At 56.0% G+C, this 22860-nt stretch carries 15 protein-coding genes; 9 read left to right on the top strand and 6 right to left on the bottom strand.

Translation table 11 applies throughout. From position 1 onward, the window contains the following. Positions 1-42: 42 nt before the first annotated feature. Complete coding sequence (locus ACW9JE_RS02710; RefSeq protein WP_457431801.1) at positions 43-5508, top strand: trifunctional serine/threonine-protein kinase/ATP-binding protein/sensor histidine kinase; 5466 nt, start codon at positions 43-45, stop codon at positions 5506-5508. A 98-nt stretch (positions 5509-5606) separates the two neighbouring features. Further along, positions 5607-6272 (top strand): response regulator transcription factor, encoded by a 666-nt coding sequence (locus ACW9JE_RS02705; protein ID WP_457431800.1) that lies wholly within the window; start codon positions 5607-5609, stop codon positions 6270-6272. Between the two features lie 708 nt (positions 6273-6980). Here the strand turns inward: ACW9JE_RS02705 and ACW9JE_RS02700 are convergent. The 6 genes from ACW9JE_RS02700 to ACW9JE_RS02675 form a co-directional block, all read right to left on the bottom strand. Beyond that, on the bottom strand, positions 6981-8438 hold the full coding sequence (locus ACW9JE_RS02700) for an aldehyde dehydrogenase family protein (RefSeq protein WP_457431799.1): 1458 nt from the start codon (positions 8436-8438) through the stop codon (positions 6981-6983). Between the two features lie 153 nt (positions 8439-8591). Next, positions 8592-8819 (bottom strand): twin-arginine translocase TatA/TatE family subunit, encoded by a 228-nt coding sequence (gene tatA / locus ACW9JE_RS02695; protein WP_457431798.1) that lies wholly within the window; start codon positions 8817-8819, stop codon positions 8592-8594. Between the two features lie 126 nt (positions 8820-8945). Beyond that, entirely contained in the window at positions 8946-9659 is a 714-nt protein-coding gene (locus tag ACW9JE_RS02690; protein WP_457431797.1) for a cupin domain-containing protein, read from the bottom strand. A 52-nt stretch (positions 9660-9711) separates the two neighbouring features. Continuing rightward, entirely contained in the window at positions 9712-10557 is an 846-nt protein-coding gene (locus ACW9JE_RS02685) for a GNAT family N-acetyltransferase (protein WP_457431796.1), read from the bottom strand. A gap of 336 nt (positions 10558-10893) precedes the next feature. Then, complete coding sequence (locus ACW9JE_RS02680) at positions 10894-12234, bottom strand: OprD family porin (RefSeq protein ID WP_457431795.1); 1341 nt, start codon at positions 12232-12234, stop codon at positions 10894-10896. Between the two features lie 583 nt (positions 12235-12817). Beyond that, positions 12818-14143: an NAD(P)/FAD-dependent oxidoreductase gene (locus ACW9JE_RS02675; protein WP_457431794.1), complete on the bottom strand. Its 1326-nt coding sequence runs from the start codon at positions 14141-14143 to the stop codon at positions 12818-12820. A 518-nt stretch (positions 14144-14661) separates the two neighbouring features. Here ACW9JE_RS02675 and ACW9JE_RS02670 point away from each other — a divergent pair. The 7 genes from ACW9JE_RS02670 (at position 14662) to ACW9JE_RS02640 (ending at position 22860) form a co-directional block, all read left to right on the top strand. Next, positions 14662-15651, top strand: coding sequence for an ornithine cyclodeaminase family protein (locus ACW9JE_RS02670; RefSeq protein WP_457431793.1), 990 nt, complete (start codon positions 14662-14664; stop codon positions 15649-15651). Between the two features lie 26 nt (positions 15652-15677). After that, complete coding sequence (locus tag ACW9JE_RS02665; RefSeq protein ID WP_457431792.1) at positions 15678-16649, top strand: threonine/serine dehydratase; 972 nt, start codon at positions 15678-15680, stop codon at positions 16647-16649. Between the two features lie 396 nt (positions 16650-17045). Continuing rightward, the gene (locus ACW9JE_RS02660; RefSeq protein ID WP_457431791.1) at positions 17046-17714 is read left to right on the top strand and encodes a haloacid dehalogenase type II; all 669 of its coding nucleotides are present in this window, start codon (positions 17046-17048) and stop codon (positions 17712-17714) included. Positions 17715-17828: 114 nt separating this feature from the next. Continuing rightward, positions 17829-19586, top strand: coding sequence for a dihydroxy-acid dehydratase (locus ACW9JE_RS02655; RefSeq protein ID WP_457431790.1), 1758 nt, complete (start codon positions 17829-17831; stop codon positions 19584-19586). Positions 19587-19594: 8 nt separating this feature from the next. Further along, positions 19595-20521 carry a 2-hydroxyacid dehydrogenase gene (locus ACW9JE_RS02650; RefSeq protein WP_457431789.1) on the top strand — a complete coding sequence of 309 codons (927 nt, stop codon included), beginning with the start codon at positions 19595-19597 and terminating at the stop codon, positions 20519-20521. Between the two features lie 358 nt (positions 20522-20879). After that, positions 20880-21548, top strand: a complete 669-nt coding sequence (locus ACW9JE_RS02645; RefSeq protein ID WP_457431788.1) for a haloacid dehalogenase type II — start codon at positions 20880-20882, stop codon at positions 21546-21548. Between the two features lie 37 nt (positions 21549-21585). After that, on the top strand, positions 21586-22860 hold the full coding sequence (locus ACW9JE_RS02640; RefSeq protein ID WP_457431787.1) for an NAD(P)/FAD-dependent oxidoreductase: 1275 nt from the start codon (positions 21586-21588) through the stop codon (positions 22858-22860).

The raw sequence follows: 22860 nt of genomic DNA, 5'->3' as shown, positions 1-22860 counted from the left end.
CGATGCGAAATAATTGGTTTTTAAAGTTAGATGGATCCCAACATGCAGATATTATGGGGAGACAGTGAACGTGTCTTCTATAGAGTATTACGTTCGGACGTAGAAGGTAGTCGTAGCGTGCTATTGTCAAAGCCCGCCGCGCAACAGCCTTTACCGGCTAGCCTTGCCCGACTTGCCAACGAATTTATGTTGAAAGAGGATTTGGATACCAGTTGGGCAGTTATGCCACTGGAAATATTACGTACAGACGGACAAATGCATTTGATCCTTCAGGATCCTGATGGACACCCGCTAGAGCAGTTGCTGACGTCTCCAATGGATATTGCACCATTCTTCCAGCATGCTATTAGTATCGCGAGGGCACTGGGTAAGCTCCACCAGCGAGGTCTTATCCATAAAGACATCAAACCAGGCCATATTCTGGTTAACTGCTTCGATGGACAGGCCAGAATCACAGGTTTTGGTCTAGCCGCCCGATTGTCCAGTGAGCGTCGGGTGCCGGAGATGATTGCGGGCACACTCGCCTATATGTCTCCCGAGCAGACTGGCCGAATGAATCGCTCGATTGATTTGCGAAGTGACCTTTATTCCTTCGGGGTTACTCTGTACCAGATGCTCACCGCTACACTGCCATTCAGCGCCATCGACCCTATCGAATGGGTGCATTGTCATATCGCCAGAAAACCAGCTCCTGCTAGTTCGAAAGTCGACAGCATTCCACGCGTCCTTTGTAACATTGTCGGAAAATTACTCGCCAAAGCTCCGGAGGAGCGCTATCAAACCGCTGCCAGTGTCGAACACGATCTGCGCAGGTGTGCAGCCGAATTGCAGCAAACGGGGCGGATCAAGCCCTTCAACCTTGACGAGCTTGGCACATCCGATCGATTAAAAATCCCTGAAAAGCTCTTCGGACGCGAACGTGAGATTGAAACCCTAAAAAACGCTTTCAACAGGATTACTGTAAGCGGCAGACCTGAGTTGGTATTGGTCACGGGCAATGCAGGTATCGGTAAATCCTCGGTTGTCAATGAACTCAACAGAGTGGCGGTGCAACCGCAAGGGCTTTTTGCTTCCGGAAAGTTCGACCAATACAGCCGCGACATCCCCTATTCGACTCTGGTACAGGCTTTTAGAAGTCTAGTCCGTAACCTGTTGGGAAAAAATGAGAGAGAACTGGCCGGATGGCGCAGCGCTTTGCAGCATGCACTGCAGCCAGATGCGCGGCTGATGACCGACCTGATTCCCGAATTAAAGCTGATCATCGGTGAACCGCTACCTGTTCCGGCGCTGGATCCACAGCAGGCGCAATGTCGATTCAGGCGGGTGCTGCGCCGTTTTATCGGTGCTTTCGCACACGTCGATCACCCACTCGTTTTGTTCCTCGATAACCTGCAGTGGCTTGACGCAGCAACTCTCGAATTGCTCGAGAACCTGATGACCGACACATATACACCACACCTGATGCTCATCGGCGCTTACCGAAGCAACGAAGTGGACGCCACGCATCCTTTGTCGGTGAAGATCAAGGCCATCCGAGAGGCTGGTAGCAGTGTCGAAGAAATAAACTTGCCCCCCCTTACCAAGAACCACATCGAACAGTTGATCGCTGAAGCACTCGATGATCAGATCGATCGGGTAGAACCTCTAGCGCAATTGGTGCGCGACAAGACTGCTGGTAACCCCTTCTTCGTGATTCAGTTTCTGCAAACTCTCACCGACGAGCGATTGCTGAAGTTCGACTATCGCTTGAATCACTGGTCCTGGGATCCCGACCGTATCCATACCAAGGGCTACACCGACAATATTGGCGACCTGATGGTCGACAAGTTAACCCGCCTTCCAGTCGAGACTCAGCATTCGTTGCAACGGCTTGCCTGCCTGGGGCACATCGCTGAATTCCAACTGCTCGCCACTGCCATGGAGGTGCCCAAGCCACAATTGCGAACGTTGATGTGGGAGGCAATTCGTCAAGGGCTTATTGAGAGATCGGATGGTGCCTACAGATTCGTTCATGACCGTATCCATGAGTCCGCCTATTTATCGATTCCCGAGGAGACGCGCGCCCACATGCATTTGCGAATCGGCCGCCTGCTTTCTGCTCAGTTGCCATGCGTAGAGGAGGCGATCTTCGACGTAGTCGGCCAGCTCAACCGTGGCATTGCTTTACTCACCGAGCAGTGCGACCGCGAGCAACTCGCCGAATACAACCTTATCGCGGGCCAACGGGCCAAAGCGTCATCGGCTTACGTCTCGGCGCTCAATTACCTCACTACCGGCGCCATGCTACTGAGTGAGGACTGCGGGACGAAGCGCAATGACCTCAGCTTTGCTTTGGAATTGAACCGGGCTGAGTGCGAATTCCTCACCGGCGAGTTAATCGTTGCCGATGAGCGTTTGACCGCGCTGGCCAAGTGCGCAATGACCGTAATCGACCGCGCAAACGTCGCTTGCCTGCATATGGATGTCTATCTGTTGATGGATCGCAGTGACGCCTCGGTTGCTGTTTGCCTGGACTTCCTGCGGTATGTAGGCATTGAATGGTCAGCCCACCCAACGGACGATGATGTATGGCAGGAATACAGCCGAATCTGGTCGCTGCTGGGTGCACGGGAAATCGAAGAGCTTGTCGATTTACCACTGATGCAGGACATCCCATCTCTGATGGCAGTCAGCGTTTTGGGCAAGCTCTTTCCCCCTGCTTTGCAGACGGATGCGAACCTAACATGTCTGTCCATCTGTAAAGCAGTTTGCCTTAGTCTCGAACGCGGTAACTGTGATGCATCGTGCGTGCACTATGCCAATCTATTCCGAGTTGCCGGACGTCGTTTTGGTGACTATCAGGCAGGGTACCGCTTCGGACAATTGGGTTGCGAGCTGGTCGAACAACGTGGATTGACACGCTTCGAGCCGAGCACCTTTCTTTGCTTCTCGAACTTCACTGCACGTTGGATGAGTCCAGTGGCGGATTGTCGGGACCTCCTGCTCCGCTCGTTCGCGGTCGCAGATCGTGTTGGAGACTTGCCGTACGGTGCTTACGCGGGAAATAGCCTCACATCTGACGCGTTGTTCGCCGGAGAGGCTTTGTCTGATGTTCAATGCGAGGCTGAGCGGGGACTGGCATATGCCATCAAAGTAAAGTTTGGCCTGGTAACCAATCTCATCGAAACGCAATTTGCGTTCATCCGAATGCTTCGAGGCAAGACGAAAATTTTCGGCTGTTTTGACGATCAGCAATTCGATGAATTGACGAGCGAAGCCTATCTATCCAGCAGTCCAGATTTAGCGCTCGCAGAATGTTGGTATTGGGTACGAAAAATACAGGCGTACTACATGGCCGGCAATTTTCGGGCGGCCATGGCAGCTGGTACTCGTGCGCAGCGGCTGCTCTGGACATCCAACTCATTCTTCGAGGAAGCTGAATACTATTTCTATCATGCGCTGGTTCGGGCAGCGTGGTGTGACACCGTGCCAGAGTGTGAGCACGCACAGCACCTTGTCGTGATGGAAGCAAGTTTTCGGCAGCTGCAGATGTGGGCACAACAGTGTCCTGAGAATTTCGCAAGTCGGGCTACGCTGATCGCTGCGGAAATCGCCCGGGTCAAAGGGCAAGTGATGGATGCCGAGCTGCTTTTTGAGCAAGCCATCAAATTGGCGCAACAGAGTGGCTTCATTCAGATAGAGGCACTCGCCAATGAACTGGCGTCTTGTTTCTACGCCCGTCGTGGGCTCGGGAAAATAGCCAGGGTTTATCTGCAGGATGCCCGTTACGGCTATCTGCGGTGGGGAGCTGACGGCAAGGTCCGTCAACTTGATGCGCTGTACCCGTCGCTGCGTCCAGAAGAACAAGCCGTCGGCCCGACTACTACCATGGCTGCGGCAGTGGATCATCTGGATTTGGCGACTGTGCTCAAGGTATCCCAAGCGGTCTCAAGCGAAATCGTTCTGGAGAAATTAATTGATAAGGTGCTGTTAACAGCTATCGAGCAGGCCGGTGCCGAACGCGGGCTGCTGGTTTTGTCAGGCTGTGGTGAGCCCCGTGTCGTGGCGCAAGTGACTACCGGAGATGATGTGGCGCAATTGCGCGATGCGCCAGTCAGCGCCGAGCTAATACCGGAATCCGTTCTTTATCATGTTTTGCGCACCCGCGAGAGTATCGTCCTGGTCAACGCTGCTGCCGAATCGCCATTCGCTGCTGACTCTTACATCATTGATAAAGGCACCCGTTCAATTCTTTGTCTGCCACTAACGATTCAGACCAAGCTAGTTGGTGCCCTTTACCTGGAAAACAATTTGATTGCAGGCGTATTCGATCGGGACCGTATCGCCATACTGAAATTGGTAGCGTCACAAGCGGCCATATCGCTGGAAAATGCCCGGCTCTATCGTGAAGTTGCAGAGCGTGAGACGAGGATTCGACGCCTCGTGGATGCCAACATCATTGGAATCGTGGTCTGGAATAACGACGGACTAATCGTCGAGACCAATGATGCCTTTTTGAACATGCTTGACTACACCCGCAAAGACCTTGCCTCGAACCGGCTACACTGGCGCGATCTGACGGTGCCGCAGTATCGCGATCTCAGTGAGCGATCAATTTTGGAAGCGGCTCGCAACGGTCACGCGCAGCCTTTCGAAAAGGAGTATTTCAAGAGAGACGGCAGCACGCTGCCGGCAATTGTCTGTCTGGCCATGTTCGATGCAGATATCAAGGAAGGGGTAGCTTTCATCCTTGACCTGACCGAGCTCAAGCTGGCGGAAGAGAAAATGCGTGAAAGTGAGCGGCGCTATCGGGAAGTGCAGACCGAACTGTCCCACGCGAACCGTGTCGCCACTATGGGAGAAATGGTGGCTTCGATCGCACATGAGGTCAATCAGCCAATTGCCGCAGCCATCCTCAACGCCAATGCCGCGCAGCGTTGGCTGAACATTCAACCACCAGCACTCGACGAGGTGCACCAGGTGCTCGCTCGCTTGATCCAGGATGCCAACAGGGCTGCGGATGTGCTGGGGCGAATCCGGGGATACATCCGCAAGGCACCACCGCAAAAAATCCCGTTGAATATGAACGCAACCATCACTGAAATGATCGAGTTCACACGCGGTCAGATTACGAAGAGTGGCGTGTTGTTACAGACCCAACTCACCGATAATTTGCCGCTAGTTTTTGGTGATCGTGTCGAGCTGCAGCAAGTGCTGCTCAACCTGATCATGAACGCTCTTGAGGCGATGGGTAACACACCCGAAGGCGAGCGCGGTTTGCACATAAGTACAGTAGCGAGGGACAAAGGCTTCCTTTTGGTAAGCGTTAGCGATTCGGGACCTGGTTTCGCCTCCGAGAACCTTGAACAAATTTTCGCCTCTTTTTACACAACCAAAGCTACCGGGCTAGGCATGGGGCTTTCAATCTGCCGCTCAATCATTGAGGCCCATGGTGGGCGTTTGAAGGCGAGCGCCGACAAGCACCGCGGTGCCACGTTTCAGTTCACGTTGCCAGTGGTGAATCAGTGAAACACGACTGTACACGGAAAAAATCGCACCCTGAATTTTTTATCCCCTGAGCTCTTATTTGTTAGGGCGCTTCATATTTTTCTTTTACGAGTTAGTGCATGAGTCTGACATCTAGTAAAACGCATGTTCACGATGCCGCTGTTTTCGTAGTTGATGACGATGCTTCCATTCGATACGCCGTGAGCAATCTTTTGCGTTCGACTGGTATGCATGTCGTTGCTTTTTCGACTCCTGCGGAATTCTTACTTCATCCAGTATCCGGAGGCGCAAGCTGCCTGGTGTTGGACGTGCGCTTACCTGGTATCTCCGGTCTGGACTTCCAACGCCAATTGTCTGAGTTAAAAAGGACAATCCCAATTATTTTTATCACCGCCCATGGCGATATCGAGATGTCAGTTATGGCGATGAAGGCCGGTGCCGTGGACTTTCTAGTGAAACCGGTTCGCGAACAAACTTTATTGGATGCTGTGTCCACCGCGCTTCAGATCGACCTAAACCGTCGCGACATTGAACGGCGAACTCTAGACCTGCATGCTGCCTACCATTCGCTAAACCCGCGTGAAGAGGAAGTCATGGCACTGGCGGTAAAAGGCCTGATGAACAAACAGATCGCGGGACAGATGAACTTGAGTGAAGTCACAATCAAGGCCTATCGCTCTCGCGTAATGAAAAAAATGCATGCCCGATCCTTCGCTGATCTGGTACGAATGGCTGTCGCGTTGGCTGACAGCCCCCCCATCGCTTCGCCATATCGAAAAAGATGACTCCAAAGCGCCAAGCTAATTACTTTCTTTCAATCGTTCCCGATAAAAACTGAGGGGCCCACTGCTAGGCATGTGAATGGGTGGGCACGTCTGTTTAATTGCAGCGCCGAACGGAGTTGGAAGGATTATCGTCGAAGATATATAGGAAGAGGCGCTACTCCCCTTGGTCGAGCAGCACGCCATTCGAGAGACACGGGCCTGCTGGGTCGCGGGGCATGAAACACAGTGGTCGCTATCGGTGCGCCTGGCCAACTTAAACGTAACTGGTGTCCCGGTGTACTCGCGGCACGAACAGCTATGTACCTGGGCCCGCCTGACGGCGGTGGGAATATTCGCCGACGACATCCGGCTGTGCGGATTTTGGATGAGTTGAGAGGGTAATTTCTGGCCCTAGCGGTAATGACCGCTTTTGGGCCGATTCTGTTGAAAAAGTCGGCTCTTCCAAACTGCCCGCATTCTGACCGCTGAAAACGCCTTTATTGCGCGCCGCTACGCGAAATCTGAGCCCAGAATCTTCTGATCGATCCAAAGATTTCAATCTCAAGCGCGTACTTTTCTAGCGAAGAAACCATGGCCGACTTTTTCAACAGAATCGGCCAAATGCAGCCGCTCGAGTGGATAAATCATCGCTACCTTTTGTTTTGTGCAAAGGCGAGCCGACTGGCCCGACTTAGAGCAGCGAAGCGAGTCTAGGGGTTCAAGAGGACTTTAAAGTGGTGCTGAAAATCCAATGATCGCCTTGGTCTCCAGATATTCTTCGAGACCGTAAACACCATATTCTCGACCATTGCCAGAACGTTTGTACCCGCCGAAAGGTGCCATTGGGTCCCATGCCGGGTGATTCAAATGTACTTGCCCGGCGCGTATACGTGAGGCGACCGCGCGTGCAAGGTCCAGGTTCTGAGATTGCACATGAGCACCCAGCCCATACACGGTGTCGTTTGCGATCTCGACAGCGTCATCGATAGTTTCATAAGGAATGATGCACAGCACTGGACCGAAAATTTCTTCCTGCGCGATCCGCATGGCCGAATCAACCTCCGAGAACACAGTCGGCCGGGTGTAAAAGCCTTTTTCATAACCTTGAACACGACCTGGTCCACCGCAAACCAGTTTTGCGCCTTCTCTCAGTCCCGCCTCGATCATTTCCTGTACTCGATTGAACTGGGCCTCGTTAGCGATGGGGCCGAGCACCGTATCCTCCGAGCGCGGATCGCCGACAATTATCGCATTGGCGGTTGCGACTGCGAGGGCTTCTACCTGTGCCAGTCTGTCCTTGGGTACGATCATTCTTGTCGGAGCGCTGCACGACTGTCCGACGTTGCGAAACGCCGACATGACTCCTAGAGGCACGGCTTTGGCAAAGTCGGCGTCGGGAAGCAGGATGTTCGGGGACTTGCCTCCCAATTCCTGGGTGACTCGCTTGACTGTATGCGCGGCCGCCTGCGCAACCAGTGCGCCCGCGCGGTTTGATCCGGTGATCGAAATCATATCGATGTCGGAATGTGCAGCCATCGCTGCGCCTACTTCGTGGCCACTTCCATTCACCAGATTGAATACGCCTGGTGGAAGGCCCGCGTCGTGGACCAATTGTGCAAACAGAAGAGCGCTCAGAGGCGAAAGTTCGCTTGGTTTGAGCACCACTGTGCATCCGGCCGCGATGGCAGGGGCGACCTTCGCAGTGATTTGATAAAGCGGCCAGTTCCATGGAGTGATAAGACCACAGACGCCTATTGGCTCGCGCTCAATCGCGGTTCCACCTTGAACCGTCTGAAAGCGATAAGTGGACAGCAGATCGCGGGCGACCCGAACGTGTTCAGCGGCAAGAGGAACCTGCATTGCCCGGGCGGAACTGATGGCAGCGCCCATTTCGTGCGACAGGGTCTGCGCCAGCAGTTCTTTTCGCTCGAGCATCAGCTCATGGATTTTGCCCAGGATGAGCGCACGCGCCTGAGGAGGTGTAGTGGACCAGCCGGCAAACGCTGCTCGCGCCGCCGCAACCGCCCGGTCGACGTCTGCAGAGGTGCCTTGTGCGACTTCGGCGAAAATCTCCTCGGTAGCCGGATTGATTACTGGCAGCGTGGCAGCATTACTCGGAACCGACCAGCCCCCATTGATATAAAGCTGTCGGGCGGTTTGCGGGTCAATCAAAAATGGGGTTGTCATCCAACGGGCTCCTATAGAGCGGTACCGGCAATACCAGCGACATAATCCTGATGCCATTTACTGCACCGAATTTGCCCCGATGTGCCGTTGTTAAAGTCGATTAAGGAAAATCAATGTTTATGTCGAACCAACTTCACCTGGACGTAGCCGGGTTCAGTGCTGTTTCGTCGGTTCTTCCAACATCTGCGATTGAGCGCCGCGAGCTTGGCGCGCGGGGTCGTCGATGGCTGACTCGTCGTCGTTTTCCATAGATTTACGGAACCCCTTTATCGTGTCACCGATATCCGAGCCCAAACCCTTCAGGCGTTTGGTGCCGAAAAGCATGATCACGATCAATAGAATGATCAGGAACTTCCAGATACTGATGCCGCCTATTCCCATGATGTGCGCTCCGAAGCAAGTGGGCGTCCCTGGCGAAACGCTAACCACCGAGTGCGTTCGCGTGCCCGACCGATACGAATGGCGCCTGCAGATTGATGGTTTGCAGGCACCAGCTATTTTTCGCGTTTATTTGACGGCGTAGAGCTTGCGAACGTAGACCGTGCTCTTCCACGCGCAAGGCACGCCTTTGGGTACGAATACGGTATCGCCGGTGTTGACCGTCAATTCACTTCCGTCCGCCGCCTGCAGCGTGACGCGGCCTTCGATCAAGTGCATCAGTTCATGCAGTTTGTGCGGACGCCCCCGGCGCGTATAGGGCGTTGAGTCCCAGACGCCAATGTTCAGTTTGGTCGGTTCTTCAATGAACATACTGTTGGAGCGGCATTGAGGCGCTGGACTGAGCAGAATCGCGGCGTCCAGTCCTTGGGAAGGCGCCAGCGCGGCGAGCGGGTTGAGCTCAGTCAGCCCGGGATTGCGTTCATCGATGCTCTGGATATCGGCGCAGAATGCCCAACGGGCATTGTCGTGTGCTTCGACCTGAAGCTGTGAACCACGGCCGATCACGGCGCTGGAACCTGGGCCAAGTTCCAGGGTGCTGCCCAGGCTTTGCAGGATGACTCGACCGCAATGGACCACGATCATTTCGGAGTAAGGGTAATCCTCGATACTGAATTGTCCGCTGGCTTCGACCAGGCCGGCTGCGATTTCCCCCGGACTTGCATAGGCCGTTTTGCGCAGCGCGCCAAAAGGATCCCCTGCACCCAAAGGTCCACGAGTGAACGTTGTCGAGACAGGATTGCCGTCGGCGCGGGCCAGCAGCACTGTGGTGGGTTCTGACATCAGGATTCTCCATGTAGAGGTGGGTCAAGAAGCTGGATGTGTGCGTTGGTGATCAGCCAATCGCTTGGGTTACCAAGGCGTATTGACTAACGTCGCCGACGGACTGAGGCGGGGTTCCGCGAGCCATTTGGGCGACTTTGTCGACCTGTTTCAAACCCGCGGTCTCGAGCCAATCGGACAGGCCGCAATCGGCGGGTACATCTATGCGTACGAACGTATCCGGTACTTGCGCCAGCAAGGAGCCGATCAGGTGTTTGGCCTGATCGGCCGTCTGCGCGATGACCGGACCGACGCAATAACCGCGGCCAAAGGCGCGCAGGATCGCGAAGGCGGACAACTGGCCATCGCGCTCGATACCAACGGCGTGCTCGGTGACATCAAGCAATACGTTGAGGACGGATTCCCGATCAAGTCCGCTGCCGGCATTGGCCAGTTCGAGTTGGCGGGCCCGATCGGACACGGTCAAAGGGCGAGACCGTTCGTTTACCGGCAGGGTAGGGGTATCGATGACTTTTGCCTGGCCCTGATGTTGTTGGATAAGACCGAACTCGACAAATCCCTGGCTGATGTACAGCGGGGCGCCAGCCAATGTGGCGTTGAGGATGGCGGTGCGTGGCGTGGACGCCTCAAGCGCCAGCTCCATCAATTTGCGACCAATGCCCTGGCCCTGGTAATCGTCGCTGACGATGACCAGGCCGATGGTGGCATACGCCCCTTGGGGACACGTGAATGCGGTACCGATCAAGTGCTCGCCGTCTTCGGCGACGAAGCCTTCAGCGATGCGCTGCAACATGGCCCAATCTTCCAGGCGGTGAGGCCACTTCAATCGGACCGACAAGGCGTGTGCCGCAGGTACATCGGCACTGGTCATGGGGCGATAGCGCAACGAGACGGACATGGCAGAACTCCGTTAACAGGTTTGCCGGTGTGAAATTTTCACCGACGATAAGGCTTGTATCCCACTTGCGTTGGGGCCTGACAAGGGGGTGGATTCAATTCGGCAGATTCACCAAGTCACCGGTTCATGAGCCCAATTTTTGACTTGAACGGGGCTAGCTATCGGCAGTAAATACTTGCCTGTTTTTTCCGAATGGAAACAGCGCAAGGGGCTTTGGCAAAATCACCCAGAATGAAAAAAAGGCGCCGAAAGGGCGCCTCAGGCTAAGGGAACGTGGAGAAAGCCTTAAAGAAAACCGACCGGCCCGAAGAGGGAAAAGCCGACCGGGTAATACCGTTACAGAATGCTCAGTGGATACTCGATGATCAGGCGCACTTCATCCACGTCGCTCTCATACGAGCTCGCGCGGTGAGTGGCCTGGCGCACGCGGAATGACAAATCCTTGGCCGAGCCCGACTGGACCACGTATTTGGCTTCAATGTTGCGCTCCCATTCCTTCTCGTCGTCAGCACCGGCACGGTAATAGGCCCCCGAGGGATCGGCCTTGGTGAAATCGATCTGGTCGCCCTTGATATAGCGGGTCATAAACGTCAGGCCCGGCACACCGAAGCTCGCCATGTCAATGTCGTAGCGAATCTGGACGGACCGTTCGTTCGGGCTGTTGAAATCCGAGTACTGCACAGAGTTGGCCAACCAGATGGAATCGACACCGATATAGTCGAAGGTCTCGTTACCATCAATCTTCTGGTAGGCCAGGCTGACTTTGTGGGGGCCGTAGGTGTAAGCGGCCTTGGCAGACCAGCTGGTGGTGTCGATCTTGCCGGCACGAGCCTCACCTTCGTCGTTGGTCTTGTAGGCAAGCAAGCCGAAGTTCAATGATTGCTTTTCGGCCAGCGGGATGGTGTAGGAAGCGCTGCCGAAGTACTGGCGCCAGACCTCTTCGGCTCGACTGGTGTAGGCCATCAGGCGAAGATTGTCACTGACCTTGTAGGAGCCGCCGAGGAAATCGACGCTGTCGGCTTCGACACCTGCGTAGCTGGTGGTCAGCTTGTCATTGGAGTTGGTCGAGTTTCTACCGTTGTAAGCGGTGAAGTGACCGGCCTCCAGAAAAAGATCATCGAACTCTTTGCTCGACAGCTGGAAACCGGTGGCCACTTCGGGCAGCAAGCGGTTGTCCCCCATGGCGAAAACCGGTGCGGTTGGCCGCTGTTCGCCAAATTTCAGCACCGTGGAGGAAACACGTACTTTCACCGCTCCGCCAATTTCACCGTATGAGTCCGGCACATTAGCGTCCAAGGTTTTATTGTTGCTGATGGGAAGCAGCCCGTTGCCGACCCGGCCCCCACCGGTATCCAGTTTGACCCCGCCGTACGCAAAGGCATCGGTACCGAAGCCGACGGTGCCTTGAGTGAAGCCTGAGGCGAAGTTCAGCATAGCGCCCTGCGCCCACTCTTCTCGATAACCGTTGCGCTCGCTGGCTGGTTTGGCGCCGTTGGTGCCCTGGCTGTTACTGCCACCGTTGCGCAAGTCTCGGTTCATGTAGAAGTTACGGTTGAGCAGATTCAGGCTGCTGTCCTCGATAAAACCTTTGGCTTCCTCCTGCTGGCTTGCGATTGCCAGTTGCGAGGCCGTGGCGGTGACCGCCAGGAAAAGGCAGCTGTGTTTCACGACGTTCATGGGGTGCTCCATTGAATTTTTATTAGGTGTCGTTGCCCCGACGGCGGGACAACGCTTTTGCGGCAGACCGGTGAACTGCCCAGAGCAAATCCGAGGGTGTGGCTCGTTGTCGGCAATGCCTGATAACGCCAGCGAACCGCATTGGATGCCCTGTCGGCGGTGGCTGTATCGCAGCTGCTGGGACGCCTGACAAGAGGCCAAAACCAATTCGGTAGATTGCATAAAAAATGGCGAATCAGACCGCATCTACGACTCAATTCGGGACCAAAGTCGGCAGCAAATATCGACAGAATTTTTACGGCTGAGACGCTGGAAATCGCCTTAACGAAGTGCTCTGATTCCGTCAGCGAACAAAAAACATGGGCGAGTTTTCTCTTCAGGCGTCGTCTAGCGAGAGAGCCGCTTTCGCGTCTGGATGTGTCGCGTAGTCTCACCGCGTTTTTAAACTGTAAGTGCGCAGGAGGGTGAGACTGTGCCCGCCACTTTCGGGCTGACGTCGAACCCATCCGTAGCAAATGTGGGGGGGATTGCGCGGGTAAAAAAAGGCGGAAGCAAGCTTCCGCCAAATAACGAAGAAGTAGGATCAGAAATCAGAAACCTTGCCCCAAACCCCTTTGTTAAGACGGGCAAGCGTGTATTGGGTGTGGTCTACAAATGGCGTCTTACCCGTCACCAGTTCGGCAATGAGCCGCCCGGCACCAGGGCCGATGCCAAAGCCGTGACCCGAAAAGCCGGCGGCGAGAATGAAGCCGGGCAAGTTTTGCGCTTCGTCGATGACCGGGACGCCGTCGGGTGTGCTGTCGATATAGCCTGCCCAACCAGCCTGAATGGGTACGCTACCCAATGCAGGCAACAGGCGCCTTGCTCGGGCAAGGGTTTCCCTCAGGATGGCCTCTGACGGGCGAGGGTCCAGGATACGAACGCGCTCCATCGGTGTAGGTTGGTCGAGCGCCCACTTGCGCAGTGTCTCGTGTCCGTACTGCCAACCCTGCAGATCGCCGGGGGAGAGCATTTGCCAACGCTTGGCGAACATCGGGAGAAAGGAGGGGGAGAACCGAAGTTGCTGAGGCGTCGGGTCCACGCAGGCCCGTCCGGAAATGGCCAGAGTATGGCCGCCATCCCCGCGCCGCGTGACGGTCACGTTGCTGGTATGAAGCGCATCGGGAAGTCCTTTGGCACCCGGCATGACGGACAGGATGCTCGATCGCACCGACGCCTGCGGAAAACGTATACCGAGCTGGGCGCAAAAAGATGAGGCCCATGCGCCGCCTGCCATAACTACCTGACGGGTTTTGACTACTCCCTTTTCAGTAATGACCCCCGACACCCGCCCGGCTTCGGTCTCGACGCCTCGTGCGGCACAGAACTGGTGGATCGAACCGCCATGCTTGAGTACACCCTTGGCAATCAGCGGCGCCGCCCGCGACGGATCGGCGATACCGTCGGACGGCGAAAAAACCCCTCCCAACCAGGGCTTGCCGGTTGCCGCGCCTCGTTGTGTGGCTTCGGCGCTGCTCAGCATATGAGTCGTAACACCTTGAGTAAGCGCGAAGTCACCCCATTTTGCCCAACCATCCAGTTCGGCCTGGTTATCCGAGAGATAGAACAAACCACAGCGACGAAAACCGAGATCTTCGTCAAGGTCGGCAGTAATCTCTTCCCAGAGCGCGAGGCTTTGGGTCGATAACGGCAGCTCACGTGCGTCGCGGTTCTGTTGGCGGCACCAGCCCCAGTTGCGGCTGGACTGCTCGGCGCCTATGCGCCCCTTCTCGATGACGGCGACGTTCATCCCCTGGCGGGCCATGAAATAAGCGGCACATACACCGATGATACCGCCGCCGATGACGACAGCATCGGCACTCTTTGGCAGCTCCGGTGTGGACGCAATGGTTATCAAGGGAGCCGGCATTCTATTCTCCAGGCCTTAAAATTAAGTGGGGTAGAGCTTCCACCGTTTCGTAATGTCGGATGTGGATCGATACGCAACGGTTGAGTGGATGGCGCGCGGTTTCGGCCCCGACATGGACCTCTTCACGTTGGTCCCATATTAGTCCGCGCGGTCCGAAGTGGACTGTCGTATTAAGGACCCGTGATCGCAGAATCGGGCGTTTTCGAAGGTGTGCTTGGAAGTTTCTGCTGCGGATGACGGAACATACGCAGCACTAGAAGCTCAGCTTGATCGCGGGTGGTATGCCTCTCACCCATGATGTCCTCAGGAGAGACGCCGGCTCAGTGCCTTTGGCTATTCGCCTAGACTCAACGCATGCGGGGCATGGCGTTAGATTTCGCTGTTGGAGGTAGAAAATTATCGGAAAAATTGCGTATGCAGGGAGGATTCGAGATTTTCTGCTCGGCGCTCGGCACCATACTTAGGTGCAGATAAACCGGTAATGCGCTGCCGCAGGCCGTCACCCTAGAGGTCATGTAATGAAAACACTGCTGCTAAAAAAAGAAGAAGTAAGCAGATTAATATCGATCCGGGAAGTCATCGGTACGGTAGAAGAAGCCTATAAAGCTTTCAATAGCAATCAGGTAGAGCAGCCTGACTATATAGGGATACATCTGCCACCCCCGCGAGGGGAAATTGACTTCAAGCTTGGCTACTACAAAGCCAACGAAGTGATTTCCATGAAAGCCTCTTCTGGCGGGTTTAACAATAATCCAACAGCTCACGGCGTACCGAGCGGGATGGGCACCATTTTACTGTTCGATGCCAAGACCTGCGCATTGATTTGCGTAATGGATGGAAGTTTGATTACTGGCCTCAGAACGGGTGCAGCCGGAGCTGTTTCCGTAAAAGCGTTGGCAAGAAAGAACTCCAAAAAAGTGACCTCTATCGGTACGGGTAATCAGGCAAGAATGCAGATTCGGGCCATCAATGAAGTCATGAGTATTGAGGAAATCCATGCCTGGGACAATTCCCCGGATTCGCTGGCTAAATATAAGGCTGATATCGAGGGCGAGTTCGGCATTCCCGTCATCATGGCCCGTTCAAAAAAGGAAGCTGTTGAGCAGGCGGACATCTTGATTACTACGACCCGTGGTACAGGGTCGCTTGTAGAAGCGGATTGGGTAAAGGCAGGTACTCACATCGTTGCCATTGGTACAGACCAGCAAGGTAAGCAGGAGCTGGACCCTGAAATTTTCAGGCATGCAAAAACAGTCAACGATTCAATAGGGCAATGCATAGAAAAAGGCGAGACCTGGCACCCATTGAATAAAAAGATCATTACCCAAGACGATATCCATGGGGAAATCGGCGAGATACTGCTGGGTAATAAGCCGGGGAGAGAAAATGACGAAGAAATTACCATCTTCGACTCCACGGGTATGGCCATACAAGACAACACTACAGCCGAAAAAATATACCGCAATGCTTTGGATAATGGCGTTGGGGCTTTCTTTGAATTTTGTTGAATGCATTCACTGCGAGGATAAGCACTGTGCGTAACTACCCGACCATTCAGGATATTCGAGAAGCCCAGGAACGGCTCAAACCCCACATCAAACACACACCGTTGCTGCGAGCGGAAAAAATAGAGAAGGCTGTCGGCTGCCAACTCTACCTTAAGCCTGAGACCTTGCAGATCACGGGGGCCTTCAAGATTCGCGGAGCTTTGAACAAGGCGCTGTCACTTTCCAAGGAAGAGATCGCAAACGGCATCATTGCCACGTCTTCTGGCAACCATGCCCAAGGCCTCGCTTACGCCGCCAGAATGCTGGGCGTACCGGCATTTTTAGTACTTCCGATAACCGCGCGTCAAATAAAGATCGAGAACACGAAAGCCCTTGGCGCAGAGGTCATCCTTTTCGATGGTGATACGGCCGCGAGATGGAAAAGGGTGTGTGAAATTGCTGAAGAAAACAAATACGCCGTTGTACATGCTTTCGAAGATCCTGTGGTAATGGCGGGTCAGGGAACAATAGGCTGTGAAATATTGGAAGATCTGCAGGATGTCGACACGGTCATCATTCCGATGGGCGGTGGCGGGCTTATTTCAGGCATCGCCACTGCCATCAAGGAAACCAAACCCTCTGTTCGCGTAATCGGCGCAGAGCCCGCCTTGACACCCAAGTATTATCACAGCCGGATAAATAAAGAGCGGACGTCGCTTCCTTTGAAAGATACGATTGCGGATGGACTGAGAATAAGTGTCCCAGGTCAAAATCCGTTCCCCATCATCGAGAAGTATGTCGACGAAATCGTGCTTGTTGAAGACGAACATATCATCGAGGGTATGCGTGCTCTTGCCAAAGATTCGAAGTTGATAGCTGAACCGGCCGCCTCGATTGGTATTGGTGCACTGTTGGCTGGCAGCATAAAAGTCCGACCCGATGAAAAGGTTTGCGTGGTGTTGTCTGGCGGCAATTGGGACTTGTGTGACATTGCCGAGATATACAAAGCTGACCAGTAGTCGCTCGTTGCTGATAGTAATGTGGACTATCTGCGAGTATTCGCAGATTAACGCTCTTCCTTCATGGAAGGGCGTTTTCGCTTGTGCTAAATCAAGTTGACTCTGACGACTGACACGGTCGCGCACTCTCTATAAAACCAAAAATGCCCTGGATGACACATCTTCCTCGCGCTTGATACGGCCATCAGGCGAGCAGCTCTGTACCTCGCCGCAAAGTCTGCTGAGGGGGAGTTTAAAAACGGCGGTTTGTGTCGAGTAGTTGGTGCTTTAAGCGCCATATGCTGGGTTGACGGTGCTGTAATGAAGCTGTGGTGCTGCGACGCATTAGAGGCTCCTGACAGGGCTGGAAAAATGCTTGGCAGAACACGACTTCAACGAACCTTCAGGACTACCCAAATGAGCATCATGCGCCCCAAGTACATCACCTTCGACTGTTACGGCACGCTGACCAATTTCCAGATGGGCCCGGTCACCCGCGAGCTGTTCGCTGATCGCGTCGCCCCTGAGCAGATGGACCAGTTCGTCAAGGATTTCACCGCTTATCGTCTGGATCAGGTGATGGGCGACTGGCGGCCATATGATGAAATTCTCGATACCGCCATGTCGCGTCTGTGCAAGCGCTGGGGTATCGAATACCGCGGCGAAGGGCAGATCTACTACAACGCCGTGCCGACCTGGGGTCCGCATCCAGACGTGACCGCCGGCCTGGCGAAGATCGCCGACAAGATCCCGCTGGTGATCTTCTCCAATGCGATGGACGAACAGATCATGTCCAACGTAGACAAACTGGGCGTGCCTTTCCACAAGGTCTATACCGCCCAACAGGCCCAGGCCTACAAACCGCGCCTGCAAGCCTTTGAATTCATGCTCGACAACCTGGGCTGCGGTCCGGAAGACGTGCTGCACGTATCTTCCAGCTTCCGTTACGACCTGATGCCGGCCGAAGACATGAAGATCAAGAACAAGGCCTTTGTCGCTCGCGGTCACGAACAGCCGGGTAACGCCTGCTACAGCTACCGTCAGATCGCGGATATCGGCGGGCTGGCCGGATTGGTCGGTCTCTGAGAAACATGCATCGCACCGCCTCGGTAAGAGGCGGTGCGATGCTGTGCCGTATCCCCGTCATGCCACGAATCTGTCTCATCAATCTTTCCGAACATAGGCCCACAAGGTGACCTCATGAGCGATAACGAAACAAAAGACGGTCGGCCGCTCCGTAGCGCGCGCTGGTTTCGCAAGGATGACCTGCCTGGCTTCGTGCATCGTTCGACCTTGTCGACCGCCGGCTGGAGCCGAGAAGACCTCATGGAGCGTCCTGTCGTCGGCATTCTGAACACCTGGTCCGAGATCAATCCGTGCAATCTCAATCTGCGCACGCTTGCCGAAGAGGTCAAAGTCGGGATTCTGGAGGCGGGCGGAATCCCGTTCGAGGTTCCATTGATGTCAATCAGCGAAAACATCATCAAGCCGACGTCCTTCCCGTTCCGAAATCTTCTCGCAATGGAAGCCGAGGAGACCATTCGCGGCTATCCCTTCGATGCAGTGGTGCTGCTCGGCGGATGCGACAAGACGCAGCCAGCCCTCCTGATGGGGGCCGCGAGCGCGGGTGTTCCGTTCATATTCCTTGCCAGCGGTCCGGCGACCCCCCGCTCTGCAACTGGTGGCAATCTGGCGAACGCTACTGGCGTCTGGCGTCTGGTCGACCAGCTGCGTGCCGGTGAGCGCACCGAAGGGGATTTCGCTGCATTCGAGCGAAGCGTGATGGGGACCGCCGGTCATTGCGCGGAAATGGGTACCGCGTCTTCGATGGCGGTCATCTGCGAGGCCCTGGGAGTGTCGTTGCCTGGCAGCAGCCTGGTTCCGGCAGTCGACCGGCGTCGTCATCAGATCGCCCGCGAAGTGGGACGCCGTAGCGTACGCATGGCTGGCGATGGCAATCCCCGCCCGAATGAAGTGCTCGATGCGCGAGCCTTCGACAATGCCATTACCCTGTTGTGCGCGGTGGGAGGGTCGACCAACGTCATCATCCACCTTTTGGCACTTGCCGGCCGCGTCGGTGTTCCTCTGACGCTGGAACGCTTCGACGAGATCGCAAGACGTGTGCCGCTGATCGCTAACGTCCAGCCGGCCGGCGAACACCTGACCGAAAAACTGATGGCGGCGGGTGGAGTACCGGCCCTGCTTAAAGTCCTCGAGCCATTGCTGCATCTTGATGCACGCACCGTCGATGGCCGCACGATCAGCGAAATACTCGAGACGGCAGAGGTCTTCGATAGCGATGTAATTCGCCCGCTGGACAGACCGGTCAAGCCTGGCGAGACGATGGTCGTGGTCAAGGGCAACCTGGCGCCGGACGGGGCGGTGATGAAGACCTGTGCGGCGGATCCCAAGCTTTTCCGACATCGCGGCCGGGCTGTGGTGTTCGAAGACGTGCAAACGATCGCCGACCAGATTGATAACCCTGCGCTAGGCATTGACGAGAACAGCGTGCTAATTCTGCGCAACGCCGGGCCCGTGGGCGCGGCGATGCCGGAGTGGGGCATGCTGCCTCTGCCGCGGCATCTGATGGAGCGCGGCGTACGTGACATGCTGCGCATCTCGGATGCTCGAATGAGTGGCACTGCTTATGGTGCCGCTGTGCTGCATGTTTCTCCAGAAGCTGCGATCGGCGGTCCGCTGGCTTTGGTTCGAGACGGGGATATCATCGAGCTGGATGTTGAGGCACGGCGACTGGAGCTTTGCGTCGAACCGCAAGAGCTCGAACGTCGGCGCCAGGCATGGCAGCCGCCTCTCTCCCAGCACGTGCGTGGCTACCGGAATTTATACAACCAACACATCGAGCAGGCTCATCTGGGCTGCGACTTCGATTTTCTCCGTGGTGCAAACGAAGAAACACTTCCTGAAGGGCTCTTCGATGGCTGGGTAGGAGGCTGGTAGGACCTGATATGAGCATTCTTTATAGATCGGATGCCCCGCGCGCTGCTGCGTGGGCGCGTTATTTTGCCGAGTACGCACCGGACCTCGATTTTCGGGTGTGGCCCGATGCTGGCAACCTTGACGAGGTCGAATATCTTATCGCCTGGCAGGCACCGGCGGAGTTCATCGCCAAGCTGCCTCGACTGAAGGTGTTCTTCTCCTCTGGAGCCGGTGTCGACCATGTCGATTTTTCCGCGCTGCCCAAGCACGTTCCACTTGTCAGGATGGTCGAGCCAGGGATCATCAACGGCATGGTGGAATATGTCAGCCTCGCCGTTCTGGCGCTGCATCGCGACTTCTTCGACTACGTGGCGGCGAAGGCTGCGCGCGTCTGGGATCCGTTGGAGGTGCCACCTGCCTCGGCCCGCACGATCGGTGTGATGGGCATGGGCGCGTTGGGGCGTGCCGTGCTGGAGCGACTGGCGAGCTACGGCTTCGACCTGCGCGGCTGGAACCGCTCGCTGCGTGAGATGGATGGCGTGGAGAGTTTCGCCGGTCCGGATCAGTTGCAACCCTTTCTCGCAGGGTGCGACGTGCTGATCTGCCTGTTGCCGCTGACCCCCACCACCCGGGGTATTCTGAATCGCGAACTGTTTTCGCTGCTGCCTGCAGGTGCAGCGCTGGTCAATGTCGGGCGAGGTCCGCATCTTGTTGATGCGGATCTGCTCGAAGCGTTGGACACGGGACAGCTGTCGCGCGCCGTTCTCGACGTGACCGATCCGGAACCCCTGCCTGCGGAACACCCTTTCTGGCTCCATCCGCGAGTATTCCTGACGCCTCACGTGGCGAGCATGACGCAGCCCGAATCGGCAGCGCCAATCTTGCTTGAGAACGTTCGCAGACATCAGCGGGGTGAGCCGCTCCTGGACGTTATTGACCGCTCTCGAGGCTACTGAGCGAAGTTGCGGATGACCGCAGAAAATGCCGTCGAAAGTGGTGTACAAGAGTGTAATGACTAAAACGGGCGTTTCCTTCGGGGCGCCCGTTTGACGTTTGTGCCTGGAGCATTTCTTCGAGCGTGACGCTTTAGAGCGGGTTCTATGGGGGGGAACACGTTTCGGGGGGAGTATCAGGGCTGCAATTGGCCCGCTATGTAGGGGTCCGCAAAGTCTGCTGGAGGGGGCAGATAAAACGGTGGTTTATGTTGGATGGCTCGCGCTTTTAACGTCATATGCTGGTTTCTTGGTGCTGTAATGAAGTTGTGGTGCTGCGACGTATCGTCGCCCCGATTAATCAACATTCAGGACTGCCCAAATGAGCTTCATTCGCCCCAAGTACATCACCTTCGACTGTTACGGCACGCTGACCAATTTCCAGATGGGCCCGGTCACCCGCGAGCTGTTCGCTGATCGCGTCGCCCCTGAGCAGATGGACCAGTTCGTCAAGGATTTCACCGCTTATCGTCTGGATCAGGTGATGGGCGACTGGCGGCCATATGATGAAATTCTCGATACCGCCATGTCGCGTCTGTGCAAGCGCTGGGGTATCGAATACCGCGGCGAAGGGCAGATCTACTACAACGCCGTGCCGACCTGGGGTCCGCATCCAGACGTGACCGCCGGCCTGGCGAAGATCGCCGACAAGATCCCGCTGGTGATCTTCTCCAATGCGATGGACGAACAGATCATGTCCAACGTAGACAAACTGGGCGTGCCTTTCCACAAGGTCTATACCGCCCAACAGGCCCAGGCCTACAAACCGCGCCTGCAAGCCTTTGAATTCATGCTCGACAACCTGGGCTGCGGTCCGGAAGACGTGCTGCACGTATCTTCCAGCTTCCGTTACGACCTGATGCCGGCCGAAGACATGAAGATCAAGAACAAGGCCTTTGTCGCTCGCGGTCACGAACAGCCGGGTAACGCCTGCTACAGCTACCGTCAGATCGCGGATATCGGCGGACTGGCCGGACTGGTCGGTCTCTGATCCTTAACGGTCGGTTTTCAAGGCGCAAGGGGTGCACATGCACAGTGAATCTTACTGGCTCGATACCGCACCGGTCTTCACCGGGGCTCAGACTGGCGCGCTGCCGGCGCGAGTCGACGTTGTAGTCGTCGGCGGCGGTTTTACCGGTCTATCGGCGGCCCGGGCGCTGGCCCTTAAGGGAGCAAGCGTAGCGGTGCTGGAGGCCGGCCGGGTGGTCGGCGAGGCGTCTGGGCGTAACGGTGGGCATTGCAACACCGGTGTTGCCCAGGATTACGGCAGCCTGGTCGCCAGTCTCGGAGCCGAGCAGGCCCGCGCCTATTACCGTGCGTATGAAAGCGCGGTCAAGAGTGTGGTCACACTGGTAAAGGAGGAGGGGATCGCGTGCGATATGCGGCGTAGCGGCAAGCTCAAGCTGGCCGCCAAACCCCAGCATTACGAGGGATTGGCGCGGACATGCGAGATCATCCGTCGTGAGGTAGACGCCGAGGTCGAGCTGCTGTCCGCGGAGCAGGCCCGAGCCGAAGTCGACTCGGCCCAGTTTCATGGTGGCCTTCTCCAGCGTAACGGCGTGCAGATGCATGTGGGCCGCTTCGGCGTCGGTCTGGCTGAAGTGGCAGCGCGGCACGGTGCACTTATCTACCAGCAGACCACCGTGCAGGGCTGGAAGGCCGAGGCCGGTGGCTATAGGGTCGATACCAGCCGAGGCAGCCTGCACGCTGGGCAAGTACTGATGGCCACGGGCGCAAGCCAGCACGGCGGCCTCGGTTGGTACCGTCGTCGAATAGTACCGGTGGGCAGCTTCATCGTGGCCACCGAGGTACTGCCCAAGACATTGATCGAACGCCTGTTGCCGCAACAGCGTTCATACGTCACCAGCCGCATGATCGGCAATTACTTCCGGATTACCCCGGACAACCGCCTGCTGTTCGGTGGTCGGGCCCGCTTCGCGATGTCCGGGGGAAACTCCGACGCCAAGAGCGGCAAGATCCTACACGCGGCGATGGTGCAAATGTTTCCGCAGTTGGCCCAAGTAAAGATCGACTACTGCTGGGGCGGATTGGTTGATATGACCTCCGACCGCCTGCCACGCGCCGGTCAACATGGAGGCGTCTATCACTCCATGGGCTATAGCGGCCACGGAGTGCAAATGTCGGTGCATATGGGCCAGGTCATGGCCGAGGTCATGGACGGCAAGGCCGACGCCAACCCTTGGGGTGAACTGGATTGGCCGGCGATTCCCGGGCATTTCGGCAAGCCCTGGTTCTTGCCGGCAGTGGGCCTCTATTACCGGCTGCAGGATTATTTGCATTGA

It is taken from the genome of Pseudomonas sp. SDO55104_S430, assembly GCF_054070595.1.
The sequence above is the reverse complement of the archived record's forward strand: the minus strand, read 5'-3'. Positions and strand labels throughout refer to the sequence as shown.